Origin of the sequence: Flavivirga aquatica (assembly GCF_001747085.1) — a bacterium.
Classification (GTDB): domain Bacteria; phylum Bacteroidota; class Bacteroidia; order Flavobacteriales; family Flavobacteriaceae; genus Algibacter_C; species Algibacter_C aquatica.
In genome coordinates this window covers 1-19190 of sequence record NZ_MDJD01000007.1, presented here as the reverse complement: position 1 = coordinate 19190, position 19190 = coordinate 1, and the positions used below count along the sequence as shown (strand labels likewise).

The 19190-nt window shown below is 32.0% G+C and carries 11 protein-coding genes and 1 pseudogene; 10 read left to right on the top strand and 2 right to left on the bottom strand.

Features of this window, described 5'->3' with window-relative positions:
• The first annotated feature begins 50 nt into the window (after positions 1-50).
• Both A8C32_RS00885 and A8C32_RS00880 read left to right on the top strand, forming a co-directional pair.
• Entirely contained in the window at positions 51-10340 is a 10290-nt protein-coding gene (locus A8C32_RS00885) for an RHS repeat-associated core domain-containing protein (protein WP_123803287.1), read from the top strand.
• 7 nt (positions 10341-10347) lie between these two features.
• On the top strand, positions 10348-10683 hold the full coding sequence (locus A8C32_RS00880; protein WP_069828568.1) for a hypothetical protein: 336 nt from the start codon (positions 10348-10350) through the stop codon (positions 10681-10683).
• 265 nt (positions 10684-10948) lie between these two features.
• Here A8C32_RS00880 and A8C32_RS00875 read toward each other — a convergent pair whose 3' ends face one another.
• Positions 10949-11284 (bottom strand): helix-turn-helix domain-containing protein, encoded by a 336-nt coding sequence (locus A8C32_RS00875; protein ID WP_069828567.1) that lies wholly within the window; start codon positions 11282-11284, stop codon positions 10949-10951.
• 143 nt (positions 11285-11427) lie between these two features.
• On the opposite strand from A8C32_RS00875, the gene A8C32_RS00870 reads away from it, so the two are divergent.
• The 7 genes from A8C32_RS00870 (at position 11428) to A8C32_RS00845 (ending at position 18084) form a co-directional block, all read left to right on the top strand.
• Positions 11428-12966 carry a hypothetical protein gene (locus tag A8C32_RS00870; protein WP_069828566.1) on the top strand — a complete coding sequence of 513 codons (1539 nt, stop codon included), beginning with the start codon at positions 11428-11430 and terminating at the stop codon, positions 12964-12966.
• 90 nt (positions 12967-13056) lie between these two features.
• Positions 13057-14064 (top strand): tyrosine-type recombinase/integrase, encoded by a 1008-nt coding sequence (locus A8C32_RS00865; RefSeq protein WP_069828565.1) that lies wholly within the window; start codon positions 13057-13059, stop codon positions 14062-14064.
• A complete protein-coding gene (locus A8C32_RS00860) occupies positions 13979-14860 on the top strand; it encodes a tyrosine-type recombinase/integrase (RefSeq protein WP_083253199.1) in 882 nt (293 codons plus the stop codon). The genes A8C32_RS00865 and A8C32_RS00860 overlap by 86 nt, the downstream gene beginning before the upstream one ends.
• Positions 14861-15060: 200 nt before the next feature.
• Positions 15061-15336 carry a hypothetical protein gene (locus tag A8C32_RS00855; RefSeq protein ID WP_069828563.1) on the top strand — a complete coding sequence of 92 codons (276 nt, stop codon included), beginning with the start codon at positions 15061-15063 and terminating at the stop codon, positions 15334-15336.
• Positions 15337-15451: 115 nt separating this feature from the next.
• A complete protein-coding gene (locus A8C32_RS20470; RefSeq protein WP_165605769.1) occupies positions 15452-15625 on the top strand; it encodes a hypothetical protein in 174 nt (57 codons plus the stop codon).
• Positions 15612-15986 (top strand): type II toxin-antitoxin system VapC family toxin, encoded by a 375-nt coding sequence (locus tag A8C32_RS00850; RefSeq protein ID WP_069828562.1) that lies wholly within the window; start codon positions 15612-15614, stop codon positions 15984-15986. The genes A8C32_RS20470 and A8C32_RS00850 overlap by 14 nt, the downstream gene beginning before the upstream one ends.
• A gap of 1069 nt (positions 15987-17055) precedes the next feature.
• Positions 17056-18084 carry a hypothetical protein gene (locus tag A8C32_RS00845; RefSeq protein ID WP_123803285.1) on the top strand — a complete coding sequence of 343 codons (1029 nt, stop codon included), beginning with the start codon at positions 17056-17058 and terminating at the stop codon, positions 18082-18084.
• A gap of 430 nt (positions 18085-18514) precedes the next feature.
• On the opposite strand, the gene A8C32_RS00835 is transcribed toward A8C32_RS00845, so the two are convergent.
• Positions 18515-18862, bottom strand: coding sequence for a helix-turn-helix domain-containing protein (locus tag A8C32_RS00835; RefSeq protein WP_240491665.1), 348 nt, complete (start codon positions 18860-18862; stop codon positions 18515-18517).
• A 118-nt stretch (positions 18863-18980) separates the two neighbouring features.
• Between A8C32_RS00835 and A8C32_RS00830 the strand changes: the two are divergent.
• Positions 18981-19190, top strand: a pseudogene (locus tag A8C32_RS00830) (hypothetical protein); the annotation flags it as partial.

Here is a 19190-nt window from a genome sequence, read left to right as displayed (position 1 = left end):
GCTATGTCATAGCAACATGATTTTTACTTGATCTTTAAAAACATAAATAAATGAAAAACACCATTTTGTTTAATCGAATTTTATTACTAGTAATGTTTTTATGTTCTGTGAGTTATGCACAGAATACCAAAGAATTTGATGCTTTAAAAATAGATAACGCATTGTTAGATGATGATGTTAGCTTAGATTATAAGGTAGTTGATGCAAATAGCTTAGATATTAGCTATGTAAACCCTATGACTTATATAGCGTTAAGTTTAAAACAACAAACAACGCCATCTCCAATTTGGTATACCTTTTTATTAACTTTAGAGGTTACGCCTGCTTTGAAAGACGATACATTTGATACAGCAAATAAATATCAAATAGATTTAGAAGTCGAGTATAATAACTTTAATGCTGGAGGTTATTTTGCAGATATAAGCAAACACGTTATCAATAAAAAGTATGGCGCAAGTATTAAGGTTTTAGAAAGTAGATATAAAAACTTAAATAATAACAATACATCAGAGGTTGTAAATGGATCTACACCAGATGATGTCCTATTAACAATTGGTTTTGATGCTAAACGTTACGACCGTTTAGATCCACTAGTAACACCATCATTACAAATATTAGCAATAAATAGTCAAAATGAATTACCAATAAAATGGGGAGCTATTACTGGAGCAAAACATTATGATTTAGAATGGGCATGGGTGGATAGCTATGCAGACAATCCAAATATAGATTTAGAAGCTAATCAAATTAACTTTTCTACTAGAGCTTTTGAGTTAAATAACACACGCATTCAAACGACTAATACCGAGTACACAGTGCCTTTAATATATGCTAAAGGTTATCTTGTTTTTAGAGTAAGAGCTGTAGGGTATTATTTAGATAATTTAGATAAGTATCTGTTTGGGAGATGGAGTACAGGGCATACAAAAAAACAAACAATAGCAGATTGGGGAGCCGCCGTTTTTAAAATATTGGAAACAAAAGAACATCAGATAAATAAAAACTGGCAATTTCAAGCAAGCTATGCCGAAGAAGGCAAGAAAAAAGAAGTAGTAAGTTATTTTGACGGAACATTAAGAAACCGTCAAACCGTTACTAAAATTAATAGTGACAATAATGCTATTGTAGGAGAGGTTATTTATGATGCTCAAGGACGACCAGCGATTGAGGTTTTACCTGTACCAACAAACGAAAACGAAATTAAATTTTATAAAGACTTTAATAAGAGTACGCTCAAGGATGTCGATAATCAAATCAAACCTTATACTTATACCGCTTTCGATTTAGATACCCAAAATGAATTAGACACACCTTCAAATGATAAGTTGATGGACAGTGCCTTTGGAGCAGCTAAATATTACTCATCTAATAATGATATTAATGATGCATTTAAGGAACGTATAGCTAATGCAGAACAATATCCGTTTTCACAAATAGAATATACTCCAGATAATACAGGTAGAATAAGACGTAAAAGTGGTGTAGGTAAAAAACACCAATTAGGAGGAGAACATGACATGGAATACTATTATGGTACTCCAGAGCAAAAAGAGCTAAACCGCTTGTTTGGATATAGTGTTGGAAATGCAAAGCATTATAAAAAGAATTTAGTTCTCGATCCTAATCGTCAAGCCAGTATAAGTTATATAGACCCACAAGGAAGAACAATAGCAACTGCATTATCTGGACATGCACCATCAAACGTATTGGCGCTTGAAAATGAAATTGATGCAGAAGGCATACTTCATAAAAGAATAACTACAGATCTTTTAAATAAAAATGCACAATTAGATTCAGATACTACTTTCGATTTAAATATTGCAGGAGCTACAGGTTATTACAGTACGTTAATAGATGAGCTTACCTATGCAAACTCAAAAATATCAGCGTTTAATGAGTCTAGAGAGTTTAAATATACATTAACAAATAATACTCCTTATTTTAAATTTGGGTGCGTAATAGAAGATATTTTTCCATTATTGTACGATTTACAAATAGATGTATTAGATAAAAATTCAAAATCATTATTAGATACGCCAATACAGGAAACTGTAAACTTAAGTGAACTAGATAATAATCTATTTGAAATAAAAGATCTGATAGTTTCAGTCCCAAGAGGCTCTTATAGAATTACAAAAAAACTAGTCGTTAATAAAGATGCTTTAGATGATTATGCAAACATGTATGTAGAATTATTAACAGATGAAGAGAAAGGTGGGGATTGTTATATACCAAAATCGGAAGTCAATTTTCTTCCACCAATAGAGTTCGATGGCTGTTTTGAAACATGTGCAGACTGTGAAAAAGCATTGCTTAAAGGCCTAAGTGAAGAAGAAGCAATAAATAATTATGCAGATAAGAAAGTCGCTAATTACGATTATACAGCGTTATCATATTTAGATACAGACGATTTAGAAATTGAAAAAGATAAATTATGGGAAGCTTTTGCCAATCAGTTTAAAGGGTATATAAAAGCATGTAATGAGCCTTGCCTCAGTCGAGAAGGGGAAACTGTAGATGGGTCAAACGCTATATCTTGTCAAGTGTTAGAAGAACAGTTACTTAACGATATGAAGCCCTTTGGGCAATATGGAGATAAGAGTTTTGTGCTAAAACAACAGGCTGCAACTAATAATGAGTTTGTAGAAGAAAACATTAGCCAAAGCAATGGAGCTCTTAGTATTTTTAATGAAAATAATGAGTTATTCAGTACAAAAAAAATTAAAGATAGGCATGACAGTTGGAGAAACCCAAGTCATCCAGGTAAAGATAGCAGACCAAGTGTTGCCAGAAAACATTTTAAAGATGGGCATTATTATAATGTAGATGGTACCATTAGTTATGTTCGTGTAAAAGAAATACAAACCATTACTAAAGACCCCGATACAGATGAAGATATTGTTGAAATTAGTTATAATCCAGAAATATTAAATGGAGTAGAAATTATTTCTACAGATGAAGAAAATACTGGAGAGTATTTTGTAGAACCTCAATACCTAGCTCATGTTTCAGATTTTTTAAGTGCAGATATATGGCAAGATAACTGGGCATATTCATTATTATATTACCATCCAGAATACACCTATCTAGAATATGCAAAAAAGGTTTGTGCAAACATAAGTACAGTAAACGGTAATCGTAATATGAATTCAGATGGATACGATATCTATTTACAAGGCATAGAAACATATGAAGATGCTAAAAAGGGCCCTTTATTAGGGTTAACCACTATAGCAGATTCAGATCCTTATTTTAAAGGAACCTTCGCTGGGTTTTCAGCTTCCATGAGAAAAGCTGTTATTAAAGAAGCTCTAGAATCTAATTTTGATGGGTCAGAAAGATCTATGATGAATTATACTTTGGCACTCAATATTTGTAATAGTTTAATGAATTGTACAGAAGTAGAAGGTATAAATTCAAAAACGTCAATACTAGGCTTAATTGATAGTCAACTACCAGACGATCAAGAACGATTCTGGAAGAGTTATAGAAGTAATTATTTTGCAATAAAGCAGCGTGTTCAAACCGTTTTTGCTAATATATATGCATATAACAGAGGAGATTATAATGGTGCTATTGGTAAAGAACCAGCACCGATATCATTAATTTCAATAATTTCAGATTATAATGATAATAATGTAGATGCTATTGAAGCATTAATACAAAGTACAAATAACCTTGATGATGAATCCATTGCCAGTCAATACAAAAATAAAACCAAAAGATTTGTACCTGTAGATCATAGTTATAACTCTGGAGCAGCCCCAAAAGATGTACTTGCAGATTTAAAGGCATTTACAGATAGAGAGTATTATATAGGAACGGGAGTATGCCCACTAGGTAGAGATTTAGAATTATACCTTGGCGATTATTTTAAAAACCCAGAAAGAGTTCTTAGAAGAACAGGTTACGATAGTCAATATATGTCTATATCTTTATTTGAAGATTTAGGAGGAACGTTTCCTAGTGAAGGTATCGATATTCTTCCAGAGCCTAATGGAAGAGATCTTACTATTACTCTTGAAGACAATGAAACAGGAGAAAAAATAGGAGAACACCCCGTTACTATTAGTTTACCAGTAAACATGCCTATTGAATATGGTACAGCTAATTGGGATACTTATGGAGAAAATAACTGGGTTATTACAAAAATTAGTAATTTCTTTTTTGATAATAATATAGGATATAATGCAGAAGAAAAGCTATTCAGTTTTAAAGTATTAGCAAGAATTCAAAAGAGTAGTGCAGATATTAATGATTATAAAGAAATTATACTTGATGGTACAACACAGGCAAGAGTGGGTAAATGTAGTTTATCTATAGCTAATGGTATAGGGCAGTTTTTAGTAGACACAGGGTCTACCAGTGCAGAAGATGCTTGTACTACGCCTAAAGACTTTCAAAATGCTATTTTACGTCTTATGTATACCTTAGAGCGTAACGAACAAATTAACCAAGAAGTTAATTTGAATGACATAACAGCTTATAATCAAGATTTCCTATTAGGATATTTTGGAGAAACGAACCTTATATGGAAACCTAATGGAAGTACTTACACCATAGAAGGAACTTCAGGGATTTTATTTTCATTAGAGCTAGAAGAACCTATCAATCCTGCAAATATTAGATACATTACCGCATTTAGTTTAGATTATGAGTTTGATGAAAAAGGATATGTTTTAGCACATAATGCAAGTATAGCATATAGAAGAATGAGCAGACCTAGGAGTAGTCGTAGATCTATAGAAGGAGTACTAACTAATGGTGGCGAAGGGTTAATAAACCTACTTTGCTGTGGAGATATTAACGATTCTTATAAGCCTGATAATTTTGAATGTGCAGAAAAAAAGGTGTCGTGTTCTGGTTACGAAGAAAAAGAGAAATTATTTGAGCAGTATTTTCTAGATATTTTTAATTATGGGATAACTAATGGTACAGAAGATTTAATAGAACTGGACGATCAATTAAGGCAGCAATTTGTAGCAGAATTTTATATTGTTAATAAGTTGAAAAAAGGGTTAGCTGGATGTATAGATGAAGATGACTTGAGTTTTGGTATAGATACTAGTATCGCATATCTTAAATTCTCTAATGGAAATCCGAGTGAATATATAGAGCCTAGCTTTAAAATATTATTTCCATCAACAGATTCTGGAAATACTAATTTGTATGGATTTTTATTTAATTTAAGAATTGACAGACAGGAATTTAGTTGGTCTGATATAGACGAGATGTTGTGTTCAGATTATGTTAGCGGTAATGATGCAGGAAGTGGTATAGTTTTTAATTATAGGATTAATAATGGCGATAAGGTTTTAGGACGTATTTCGACTCACGTAACTGTAGCAGATCAAATAGGGAGTCACTCTCCAGAAGATTATTCATGTTTTTTATATGCATGTGATTTATTTGTGGAGCCAGATATTTGTGAAATAAATAATACAGATCCAGAATTTAGCACATTCGAAACTACATTTTCATCTCTTGTATCTAGAATTGTAGATGAAGTCGTTATATTAGGGCAAGACGCTATACCAGCAGATACAAATGGATTTGCTTCCTATAATCTAGATATTGCTAGTTATCCAGAGCTTCAATCATTTATAAATAGTGGATATCCATTAAAACAAAACTTTGAGTATGCTGCATATACTTATAAAGGTTTAGATGTAATACATTCATTCGATTTTTCTAATATATACTGTAAAGTAGAATTCTTCTTTGAACGATTATCTACTATATCTGTTTATTTCAATGACCATTATAGCCTTGAGATAGGTTTAGCATCAATTCAGGGTGAGGATATTGAAACAAGAAATTTATTAGGTGCTAATGATTTTAAAATTAAAATATTAAGAGAAAAACCAGTTCATAGTGCTTTTCCTTATAAGAGTCGTCTTAATTATAAAATAACAAGAAAGACATTTGGGTCAAACATTGAAACTGTCAATATCGATGGACACTCTTCTGATGAATTACGCTTTATAAGTACAGTACACCCAGATGATATAATTGATAATGGAGGTATTAGGCCGTGTGTGTTTTTTAATGCATCAACTATTTCAGAAGAGTCACAGCATACGCTTAACATAGTAAGAGAGGAAAATAGTGTCTTGGTTCTAAGAAGTCTTGCAGCAATACCATCAGAAGAATGCGATGAAAACATCTGTGTGCCAAAGCGTCCAGTACCTATAAGTTGTACCGAGAAATACCCAAAATATGAGGCATTAATGACTCAGGTTGGTGTAGAAGCCATTAGCGAGCTAGCTTTCTGTGAAGATTATTTAGCATATTTAGTGGATGATTATGAATATTATCTAGAGAAGTCTAAAGTATTAACTAGTACAGAAGATCCTAAAGCGCTAGACTTAAATTATATGTCTATACAACGTTTTGGAGCAACAGCATATAATTATGGCTATTCAAAAATAAGAGCGATTATAGATTTATATGTAAAACATGTAGAAGACTATAAAGATAACGCCAAAACATGGGCTGCATTTACAGCAGATTACTTAATAGAATACCCAGAATGTGTACCTAGTGCATTCCCTGTATCATTTAACGTAGAGATAGACCAACCTATAAGCGATTGCGAACAGTTTAAAGAAAGTGTTAAAGAAGCCTATTTAAATGATAACTATGATGCTTTTATTAACACTAAAAAACAACAATTTATAGAGGCTTATTTAAATAAAGCCGTAGGTAGTGCTGTGGAGACTTTTGGTATGAAATATGAAGATAAAGAATACCAGTACACATTATATTATTACGATCAAGCAGGTAACTTATTGCAAACTGTACCACCAGAAGGAGTAGATCGATTTACCGATGATGAATTAGACTCTGGACTTCATGAACAAATAAATGCCCATAGAGCAGCAAAGAACGATCCTCTAGAAAACGCAGCATTATTGCCAGATCATAATTTAATTACAGAGTACCGTTATAATTCTTTAAATCAATTAGTATGGCAAAAAACACCAGATGGAGGTGTTACGCGTTTTGCATATGATGAATTAGGTAGAATAATAGCTTCACAAAATGCAAAACAAGAGGAAGAAAATACATTTAGCTATACAGCATACGATGAATTGGGAAGAATAATAGAAGCTGGAGAGTTACAGCCTAAAGAAGCATTAGTTATAGATGATACTAAAGGTAAATTAAATTATGTAGGGGCAGAAGAAACCCCTGTATCTACAAAATATAAAGATAGGTATCCATATAATGTATCCAATGTTCAAGTAGAAGTAACAAAAACGGCGTATAGTAATGTTACGTATCGTAGGATAGATTTTTCTGAAGAAATTCAAGCTTTATCAGGACCAGATCCAAAAGAGCTATTTGAAACAGTAACCTTGGCAGAAGAGTATACAGATAATACTAGAAATAGAGTAAGTGCGGTGTATTATTTTGATAGTTACGATATTGATAAAGATATTACTAATTATGATAATGCAATTTTTTATCATTATGACATACATGGTAACGTATCAGAAATAGCACAACATAATAAGGTGCTTGCTCAAGATATTACAAATTCTAATTCGGGTATTAAACGCGTAGTATATAATTACGACCTTATTAGTGGTAATGTAAATAGAGTAACCTATCAAAATGGAAGAGCAGATCAATTTATTCATAGTTACGAGTACGATGCCGATAATAGAATAGTAAATGTAAAAACATCTGGAGATGGCATGAATTGGGAAGAAGATGCGACCTATCAATATTTTTCTCACGGGCCACTAGCTAGAACCGAATTAGGCGATAAAAAAGTGCAAGGCTTAGATTACGCCTATACCTTACAAGGTTGGTTAAAAGGTGTAAATGCAGATCAACTAGTGACAGAAAACGATTTAGGTAAAGATGGTACTACAGGTTCAAATGTTGCTAAAGATGCTATGGGTTTTGCATTAAGTTATTATGATAACGATTATACCCCAATAGGGGATACAGGAAGTATAAATGCATTTTTAAGCGATTCCAATGGACCTCAAAATATAGAAAACCTATATAACGGAAATATCAAGCAAATGACATCCGATATGTTAGATCTTAATGGGGTTGCTATAGGTGCGCAACGTAATCATTATCAATACGATCAGTTAAACCGTATTAAAGAAATGCAAGGGTATAATGCAGCTGGGAATAAAAATTATAGTAGTACATATGCTTATGATAAAAATGGAAACTTGGAACATCTAACTAGAGAAGGTATAGATGAGAGTGGAAAGGCATTAGCTATGGATAATTTTAATTATAAATACCATATAGAAAAAAATCAAGAAAACAAAGATGTTAAAATAAATAATAGACTGTTAGCTGTACAAGAAGTTAATAATAGCCTTGATGCTAACTTTAGTAGTGATATAGATTTTGGACAAATTTTAGGAACTAAAAACGCTGTATCTGGAGAATACGAAAATGCCAATTACCAATATGATGCTATTGGACAGTTAATAAGCGATGCTCAAGAAGGTATTACAAATATAAAGTGGCGTGTAGATGGTAAAGTAGCTAGTATTACAAAGGCTAATAACACCGAAATACATTTTAAATACGATGGTTTAGGTAACCGTATAGCAAAAACAGTTTTACCAAAAAATAAAACAACAGTATATACAAGGGATGCGCAAGGTAATGTGTTAGCGGTTTATGAAACTAATTCGTCTAGTACCACAACGATAGGTGATGATAAAGAGGTAACTCTTAAAGAGCATCATATTTATGGTAGTTCAAGATTAGGTATAGAACGAAAAAGTATAGGTTTATCAAAAGATGGACAGTCTCTTGAAGTACAAGAGAATTTAGTTTTGGGTAGCGATAATATAACAACAACAGAGTTATATCAGGCAATAAACAGTATTAATGTAGCAGGAAATAGTAATTCTTTTATTGTAGATGTTACAGGAAATATTACTATGGAAGCTGGTAACGAAATTATATTAAAACCAGGTTTTACATCATTAACAGGGAGTAATTTTTCTGCGAGTATAGAAAATATCGCTCCAACACTTCCAGAAGGTACGTTTGTTAGAACAGTAGGGGATAAGCGTTATGAGTTAAGTAACCACCTAGGAAATGTGTTAAGTGTTGTAAGTGATCGTAAATTAGTAAAAAAGAGTATCTTTACGCCAGACGTTCTTACATATAATGATTACTATCCTTTTGGCCAACTTTTACCTAATAGGCATGATGAAACGCATCGCTACCGTTATGGCTTCCAAGGACAGGAGAAAGATGATGAAGTTAAGGGCGAAGGGAATAGTTATGATTACGGAGCAAGATTCCATGACCCAAGAGTTGGTAGATGGTTGAGTTTAGACGCAGTTAGTAAATCTTATCAAGGTAATTATAATTTTGCTAGCAATAGTCCTATAATGCTTATAGATAAAGGAGGTGATGATGATTACTATTATGACGCCATAACCAATAGTATTTATGTTATCAGAAATGGAGCTCCACATAGATTCTTTTTTACTGAACATATATTTAATGAGAGTGAAAATGGTCTTCAAGTAGGTCAACCTGTTGTGGTACAACGTCCTATACATGATAGAAAAGTAAAAGAGCTATTCTATAATCATAATAATGTATTTCGTGATGCTTTAAAACATGCTCCAAGAGATGATTATGGTAGAATTTATAATGCTTATAGGAATTTAGGTAATGAGGAAGCAGCTAAAGGAGCGGCAATACTCGCATCACCTCTTCTTCTAATTGTGGGTATGGAAGTGATAGCTTCAGAAGCAGCAACCACTTTTCTTATAAATGAAGCTAAAGATGAGCTTTTATCGCAAGCAACAGGTGGGGCAACCGATTATATAGACCTCACAAAGATGACATATAAGGGTCTCAAAAATCTTGGTGAGTTTGCTTTTAAAAGAGGGAATAAATCTTTTTCATATGATGAATTAAAAGATATGTCTGAAAATCAGTTAGATTTCTCTACAGGGCCTGATGAAGCTGTATTCTGGTCAGGGAATAGAATGTTTGATGCCCAGTCATGGGCAAAAGCGAATGAGAAGCTGACGTTAGAATTAACACCAGGTGGAAGGTTTTTAGATAATTTACAATTATTTGGTAAAGAATCTCCTTTATCGGGTAGTGAAGCAGCAGAAATTTGGGATATAGCTTCAGATAAATTTTCTAAAGGAGCTTCTGGAAATTTAAATGTATTTTCAACTGGTGCTAATAGATTTGGTCAATGGGGAGAACGTACTTGGTGGAGATTAGAAAAGCCTAATTTAATGCTTAATGTTGATGTTAAGACCATTTTTAGACGTAAAATGAATGGTGATTTGTCTAAAAATGGGCACATAATAAAAGAATAATTTAACTATGAAATACAGTAAGACTGACTTAAATATTATTAATACCTATAGAGATAATAGTGACCTCATATATGAATTTAGAAATGAAAACGATTATATAGGAATGTTATTGATTGAAAGGGGAGAAAGGTTGTTTTTTCAATTTAATAATAAAGCGTTACTATGTAATACTAGTCCAAGAAATTGTAAAATATTAATAGATAGTATTAATTTATGGGATAATGGTGAAATTATTAATGAAGAAGAGAGAATTTCAGTTTTTCTAATAATTAAAGAATATTATAAACTTTCTTATAAAGATGATTTAATAGCCGTTAACCTTAAGGGAGAGATAATAAATTAAAACTATAATATATTTCCGTGCAATCTCTACGAACCTTTTACAAAAAGTTGTTCCATAAATGGAATGGTGTTGTAAATGAAGGTTTTAAGAAACGTTCATTGAGATTAAAATTTTAAGGTTTATTCCCCCCGCTCGGTGACCACGTGTCCCCCCCGCTAGGGTAACACGTGTCGCTACTGCCAAGTTGTACTTGGTAGCGTTTTGAGTAAGTATAAGAGTAAAGAAAATAGAAAGCTTTTACAGAGATGTAGAGGCTTTTTTAGTATTAAGAAAACGCCTGTTTAGTTTTAAAGTTCTGTATGACATTATCAATAAGAAAAAAGAGTTTACTTTTGGTATCCTCGTCAAGTTGTTCGATATCCTCAATACGTTTTAAGACCTCTTTATCATAATTAGATAAAGAACCCTCTCCAATTAAATAATCGACAGATACATCAAATATATTAGCGATTTTAAGAAGAATATCAATAGATGGCGTATTGGTATTACGCTCATAGTTACCAATCATGACACGAGAAGATTGTATTTGTTTGGCTAAATCCTCTTGCGACCAACTTTTTGCTTTACGCAATTCCATTATTTTGCTTCCAATGTTTAACATGTCTATCTAAAGAATAGTGTTTATAGCTATTTAAGGCAAATATAGTAATAGTTTTTTATCAAAAGAAAGGTTTGTTTGTTGTTTGAATGAAATAGATATCATACATTTGCCATATATGTTTATCATTAAAATATTTTTCAACAATGTTAGATACTTCCAATCCCAATAATTATTGTTACAAAACCAAATCCATAGAATTACACATTTTAGGAGGTCTACAGTTGAACAAGTTGGAAAGTTTACGAGTAACATTAAGCATAGAGAAACTAACCAAAACTAAAGCGGTATTAAATATATTAAGACAAAGCATCGATCTATACAACGACAACCAAACAGAAAAGTTAGTACGCAAATGTGCAGAACGCTTAGAAATAGGAACAAGTGTTATTAGAAAAACATTGCAGGAACTAACCAAAGAACTAGAGAATTATCGTTTTTTACTAAGCTCAAAACAGGCCGAATTACAAAAAGCATTTATTAAGACGCTCACAGCAAAAGAAGAAAAAGAAGCCATCCAATTTTTGCAAAGCAAAAACCTATTAGAAAAGACAAACGAATTAATCGGTAAATCTGGAGTAATAGGAGAAGTGGATAATAGAATTTTAATGTACTTAATATTTACATCAAGAAAAACAAAGAACCCTTTGCATTGTATAAGTTTAGGAAGCTCAGGCGTTGGAAAAACACATTTACAATCTAAAGTAGCAGAACTCATACCCGAAGAAGATAAAGTAGAAATCACAGTTTTATCAGCAAATGCCTTTTATTACTTCAACCGTACAGAACTACAACACAAGTTAATATTAATAGAAGATCTGGACGGCGCAGAATCTGTACTCTATCCACTTCGAGAATTACAATCCAAAAAACGCATAACAAAAACGGTCGTTCATAAAGACCGAAAAGGGAATACCAAAACGATACACTTAACCGTAGAAGGTCCTGTAAGCGTTGCAGGTTGCACGACACAAGAAAGTATTTACGAAGATAATAGCAATCGTTCCTTTTTATTATACATCGACGAAAGCGAAGAACAAGATCAACGCATCATGCAATACCAGCGTTTTTTAAGCGCAGGAAAACTAAATGAGCAAGAGCAAATAGAAGCCAAAAATATATTACAAAATGTTCAGAGGATATTAAAACCAATAAAAGTAATCAATCCCTATGCAGAATATTTAGAGTTACCACAATCCGTATTTAAACCCCGAAGAACCAACAGTCATTATTTACAATTTATAGAAGCCATTACATTTTATAAACAGTGGCAGCGCCACAGGCACTATGACGAGCAAACAGGAGAAGAATATATAGAAACTACAATTGAAGATATCCAAGAAGCTAACGAACTAATTACAGAAGTTTTATTAAGAAAAAGTGATACGATTACAGGAGCTTGCCGAAACCATTTAGAAAGTCTTAAAGATTACCTAAAAGTAAATAATCAAACCACATTTACAAATGCAGAAATACGCAGAAACCTACGAGTAAAAGAAACCACATTACGGAGATACAACAAACAATTATTAGTAGAAGATTATATAAAAAAGATTAAAGGAAAGAAAGGACAGCTTTATCATTACGAAATAGTTGATGTTGATGAGTATACCAACTTAAAAGAGCAGATAGATAAAGCATTACAAGATTGTCTTGCAAATATTAACCTCGCCAGTTCGTCATAGGTTCGCTACTACCAAAATGGCGAAGTTAAAATAAACAAAACCAGTTAGTTAAGATCACTTCGCTATATAAACCCAAAAAACACCCGCAGAATGAAAAATTTAAACTTAAATAACCCTAGTTATAAAGAATTATTAATCGACTTTAAAACGTGGTTAGATATTTTAGGTTATTCAGAAAACACGGTTTATTTACTACCTATTCACTTACGAGAGTTTTTTAATTACTTAGAAAATAAAAACATAAATCAAATCAATCATATACAAACCCAGCATGTAACAGATTATTACAATCACTTAAAATCCCGACCCAACCAAAGACGAGCAGGCGGAATAAGCAAAGGACATTTAAATAAACACCAACAAGCACTTTATAAGTTTAGAGAATACTTAAAACAACACAATCACAAAGGCATTAATATTCATTTAAAACGAGAAGAAAGAAATGAGAAGGATAGCTTAAATGTGCTAACACAAGAAGAAATTAAGCAGCTTTTTGAAGCCACAAGTTATAGTCATGGAGATGATAAAATAAGACATCGAGACAAAGCTATTTTAGTATGCGGTTATAGTTGTGGATTGCGAAGAAATGAACTAGTACATTTAAATATAAGTGACATCCTTTTTGATAAACAACGTTTATTTGTTAGAAAAGGCAAGAATTATAAAGAACGCTTTGTACCACTTAATAATCACAGCTTAAAAATCCTCGAAACCTATATTTACGATTGGCGCACAGAATTTTATAAAAACAAAGAAACCGAAGCCTTATTTATTAATTACAGAGGAGGAAGATTATTAGGAATGAGTTTTTCTAATCGACTAAAAGCTATTATAAAAGCAACAGAGAATCCAAATCTACAAGAACGGAATATTACACTTCACAGCTTGCGACATAGCATTGCAACCCATTTACTGGAACAAGGTGCAGACATAGAGCAAATCAGTAAATTTTTAGGACATAGCAGTTTAGAATCCACACAAATATACATTCACTTTTTAGAACTCACAGGCGATGAATACATACGAACATTACTTAGAGAAAAATGGTTACAACGACAAGAGTATCCGAACCTATCAAAGAAGCGTAACAAGGTTTAACGATTGGTGCGAAAGCTATGGAACACATGCAGAAACCATAGATTACAAAACGTTTTTGCAATACATAGCGTATTTACGAGCATCACAGCTAAAACCAAGAACCCTGCAAACCTATATAGGTAATCTAAAAATCTATTTTAATTACCTCACAGAAGAAAACCACAGAGAAAAGAACGATATAAAAGACCTGAATATAAAAGGAGTAAAACGTCATATTATACACAACATTTTAGAGTTCGAGGAACTGGAAGATTTATATTATAGTTATCCAATCAATAAAGGCAAGGAAATAGCAAGAAAGCGAAATAAAATCATCATTGGACTGCTCGTTTATCAAGGTTTAAATACAAGGGATTTACAATTATTGGAAGTGGAAAACATACAGCTTTACAAAGGTAAAATCACAGTTCCAGGAACAAGAAAAAGTAACACAAGGGATATTGAACTCAAACCGTTCCAACTCATGGAATTTATGGAATACATTAACGAAGTTAGGCCAAGGATTTTAAAAGAAACCAATAAAGTAACCGAACAATTATTACTACCAATAGGAAGGAGTTACAAGCTTCATAATACGATACATAAATTAGCTAAAGAACTAAAGGAAATCAATAACAGTTTTACCGATGTAAAACAAATAAGAACAAGTGTTATCATCCACTGGCTCAAACAAAACGGACTGCGAAAAGCCCAATATCTGACAGGACATAAATATATAAGTTCAACCGAACGCTACCAACAAGACGATTTAGAAAGTCTGCATGAAACCATAAACAACTTCCACCCCTTACGATAAAAAAATATGAGAGATGAAAATAAAGAATAACAGTCCATAGAAATATAAAAGATAATATTACTTTTATTCCTTAAACATTACCACTATTAAGTTACAATTAAAGTTACGCCCTGTATGGCTTGAGTTAGGAAACAATCTCAGTGCACGGTAATGTGCATAGGAAGCCTAAGCAGGGTTTTTAATCCTAAAACATTACCAAAATGACACCACATGAATTTAAGACAAGGTATCTACATACCTTGCAAACAGACCCCAAAACAAAACAGAATTATATAAAACTACCTATTACTGATTTAAGTGAACTTATCTATATGCAAGAATCATTATTAGAAAACATAGTGCTGTTAACCCAATTAGAAAAAAGACATTATAAAAGTGAACAGCTGCAAAGTGCTATTTATTGGCTGTGTAAAATACTTTTAATCAGTTACCCAAATACAGAACTTGATGGGCTATCAGAATGGTTAAAACCTTGATGAAAAGTAAACTTGGTATCACAAATTGTGATACCAAGTTGTTATTTTTGTTAAATATTAAGACTTAAAAACAATAAAAAACATTAAATTACCTTTGTAATATAAAAGAAGAATTATGGTAACGACATTAAGACAAGGTGCTACTAAAAAAAGCATCAGAAGTATATTAGAGAACTTAGCAAAAGAGTTAAAGCCTAAAGGCGTTGACGTATATAAATATGTTGGAAAAATCAGCTTAAAAAAAGATGCTTTAAACATACAAAGAGAGCTTCGTAATGAATGGGAATAAGCTGTTTTTAGACACCAATATTATTCTCTATTTATTAAATGGAGATGAAACACTAGCCGAATTATTAAACGGAAAGCAATTATATATTTCTGTGATTACAGAACTGGAATTGTTGGCCTATAAAGGCATTACAGTCAAAGAAGAAAAAGTTATCAATGAATTTGTATCACAATGCAAAACCATAACGATAAATAGTGCAGTAAAACAAGAAACCATAAGAATTAGAAAAACATATAATACAAAGCTTCCAGATAGTATTATTATTGCAACAGCATTGTATTTAGATTTTCCATTGATTACTTCGGATATTGAGTTTAAAAAAGTAGACGAATTAGCACTTGTTCTTTATGAGAAGAAATAAACGCCACCCCTCGCCACCGCATTGCAATTTTTGTCTACCCCAGCTATTGCAGCACATTACAAGTTGTTCGTGCCTCACAATTGCAAAGAGCTGCATCCATCGCTAAAAAGCCAAAAACCGCCCCAAGCAACGTTACATAATAGAAGTTATAATACTTCCCTTTTGGTTGCCTTCGGCGTGTTATTATTGTTGCGGGCGATAGTTATAACTGCTATTATGTAAAATTGCCGACATACCAACCGCACAAACCCGAACTAAATAAGAAACTTCAGAGCTAACAAGCTGAACGCACTATCGTTTGTCACATTTTAAAAAGCTGAAGATTGATTTAGGTTGTTTCTTAATCCTGAAATTATAGACCTGTAAATCTTCATCTTTTTAAAATGTTTGATGCTTCTGCAAGCGTTCCGATAAAGGAATAATCTACGAAGTGGTTTTATACGGTTGGGATTGTTCATTTATTGGAATGGAACAACTGAAAGGCGTTAGTATTCACAAACTTTTACAATCAAAACTAAAAACATCAATCGAAGTTCAAAAGTGAGCGTCTGAAGTCAGGCGAATGGGAGTATTTTACATAATTTACATTATAACGACAGTTTTTAAACAACAAAAAATAATCCGTTAAAAACTGTGCGGAGCGAACTTATAATGCCAATTATGTAACATACCGAGGCAAAGGAAGCAGGTAAAAGACAGAGGATTTTTGTGTTCAAAAAACTGGGTTTTACCTGCGTGGGAATTATTATAATGAATCTTCACAAATAAGCTTTACTTCTAGAAATCTGACATTAAATTATATCTATAAATAACGGAGAAATCCGAAAAATTAATAGATATGAAAGATGCAAAAACTAAAATGCTGGCTGTACAAATCACTAATAATTATAAATGAAATACCAATGCCAATTAAGCAACAAACCATTAAGATAATAATGGAAATAGTAGTATATTTATCACAGTAATACGTTCTTTAAAATATTTTTTGAAACACCAATATTAGTCAAGGCATGCGCAAAAAAAAAAGTGATTTTTTACAAAAAAACGCAATGACTACTATCCAGGCGGGATGCTCTTACCGGGTAGACACGGAAACTCTTCAGACTATAGGTACGGCTTCCAAGGTCAAGAAATGGATAATGAAATAAAGGGCGAAGGGAATAGTGCAAACTTTACTTTTAGGATGCACGATCCAAGATTAAATAGATTTTTTACTGTAGACCCTTTGACTCAAAAATATCCTCATTATTCACCTTATAGTTTTAGTGGAAATAAATTGATAAACTCTAGAGAATTAGAAGGTCTCGAAGAGATGTTGGCTATCGACAAAGTAGGTAATAATCAATCTGCTTGGTTTTATGTGGATAGGAGAGAAATGGGACATTTTGGCGGAATTTTTTCATCTTCATTTGGTGGAGAAAATTCATTTGTGAAAGCATCAATTTATAATACTGAAAAATTGAAGAGTAGCTTATATAGAACTATTTCAGAAAGGCATTCGTATTATAATTTTGTTCACTTATATATGAAAGAGAAAGGAATTAGTAATCAGTGGTTCAAAGCTGCTGCTGAAGTAACTAAATATAATCCTTTTGCTTTAGAGGTTGGTGTTGGTGCAGCTGCAAAAAGTGCTACAAATATGTGGTTTCTTAGTGACTCTTCTGAAGAATTTTTACGAGGTGGAAATGAATTTTTATTTTCTCACAATATGAATAATGCAAAAAGGATTATAGAAAATGAAGGTGTTATTAATGATTCATTTGCTGACGCAAATGGTGTTGAACAGTCCTTTTTTGGTTTAGCTGGTGCAGATTTGGATTTAAAATTAGTTGAATATGAGCAGACATTGGTTCAAACATATATGAACAATTTTAAGAAAAATAATCCTAAAGCTGATATGGCGAATATTGTAGGGCAAATTAATAGTAGTTTTTCAAATCCTTTAGCTCCGAATTCTGTAAGTAAGGTTATTAGAGAATTTTTTACTGAGAAAGATAAGAATGGAAATGAAACAATAAATTTCGATTTCTCCAATTATGAACATAGAGTGAAATTGGGACAAGAGATAATAAAAGATTTATATGAAGAAGAAGATTAATATATTATTATTTATTATAGTTGTAGTAATATGTCATTATTTTATAGAATTTCTATATAGAGCTATTTTTTATAGTATATCTTATAGTTTTGATATTGACATATTGGAAAGAATGGCGATAAATATGACTGCATATCACTTTATTTTTAATATTTTTTTTATCCCTTTTTTACTAATTTTAAAATTATATATAAAACAGGTAAGTTTTTTATTTTTACTAAGTTTTATATTCGTTCTTATTATGTCTTTGTTTTGGATGAAAGAAGATTTTCAAAATACAATGTGGTATTTGAAATATAATTTTAGTTTATCTGTAGCATCTTTTATATTACTACTGATATCATTAGTTTATATTCCTAAGTTTATGAAGAATTAGAAATATTTACTCAATAAGTTTATAACAAAAAAGCTATCCTAACCGATAGCTTTTTTATGCGTAAGTATTACGAGCTTTAGCATCACGTATAAGCGCACTAATAGTAGTCATAATATGCGTTTTATCTTTGCTGTCAAGTTGCTGTATATCCATAATAGTATCTACAATAGTTTTATCCAGTTCTAAATCAGATAATCCAGTTAAATAGTCTAAAGACACTTCTAAAGCTTCTGCAATTTTGGTAGCAGTCTCAATAGATGGTTTTACTTCATCACGTTCATATCTTCCAATTACAGGAGCGTGTACACCAATAGTCTTGGCTAGTTCATCTTGCGAAATCTTTTTCTTTTTACGAGTACTTAATAAACGAGTTCCAAACAACATAAGTTCTAAATCTATCAATAAAATTAAGGTGTAAGCAAATATATAAAACAAATAGTATCTATCTAAATGAAATATTGTTTGTTTGGTGAGAACATATTTTATACTTTTGGACAATATATGTTCTAAAAAGAAACTTATGAACAAACTAAAAGCAGACAATACAGACCAATTAATCTACGAAAATGACATTTTAGAACTTACAGTTTTGGGCGGTATAAAATTAGAGGGTTTAGACAGAATGCGAGTTACTGTAAAAGTCCAAGAGCAAGAAAGTAGCAGACCACCAGTAAGGCACAATTTAGATTTGTACAACGATACTCAATTAGAAAAATTTATACGTAAAGTA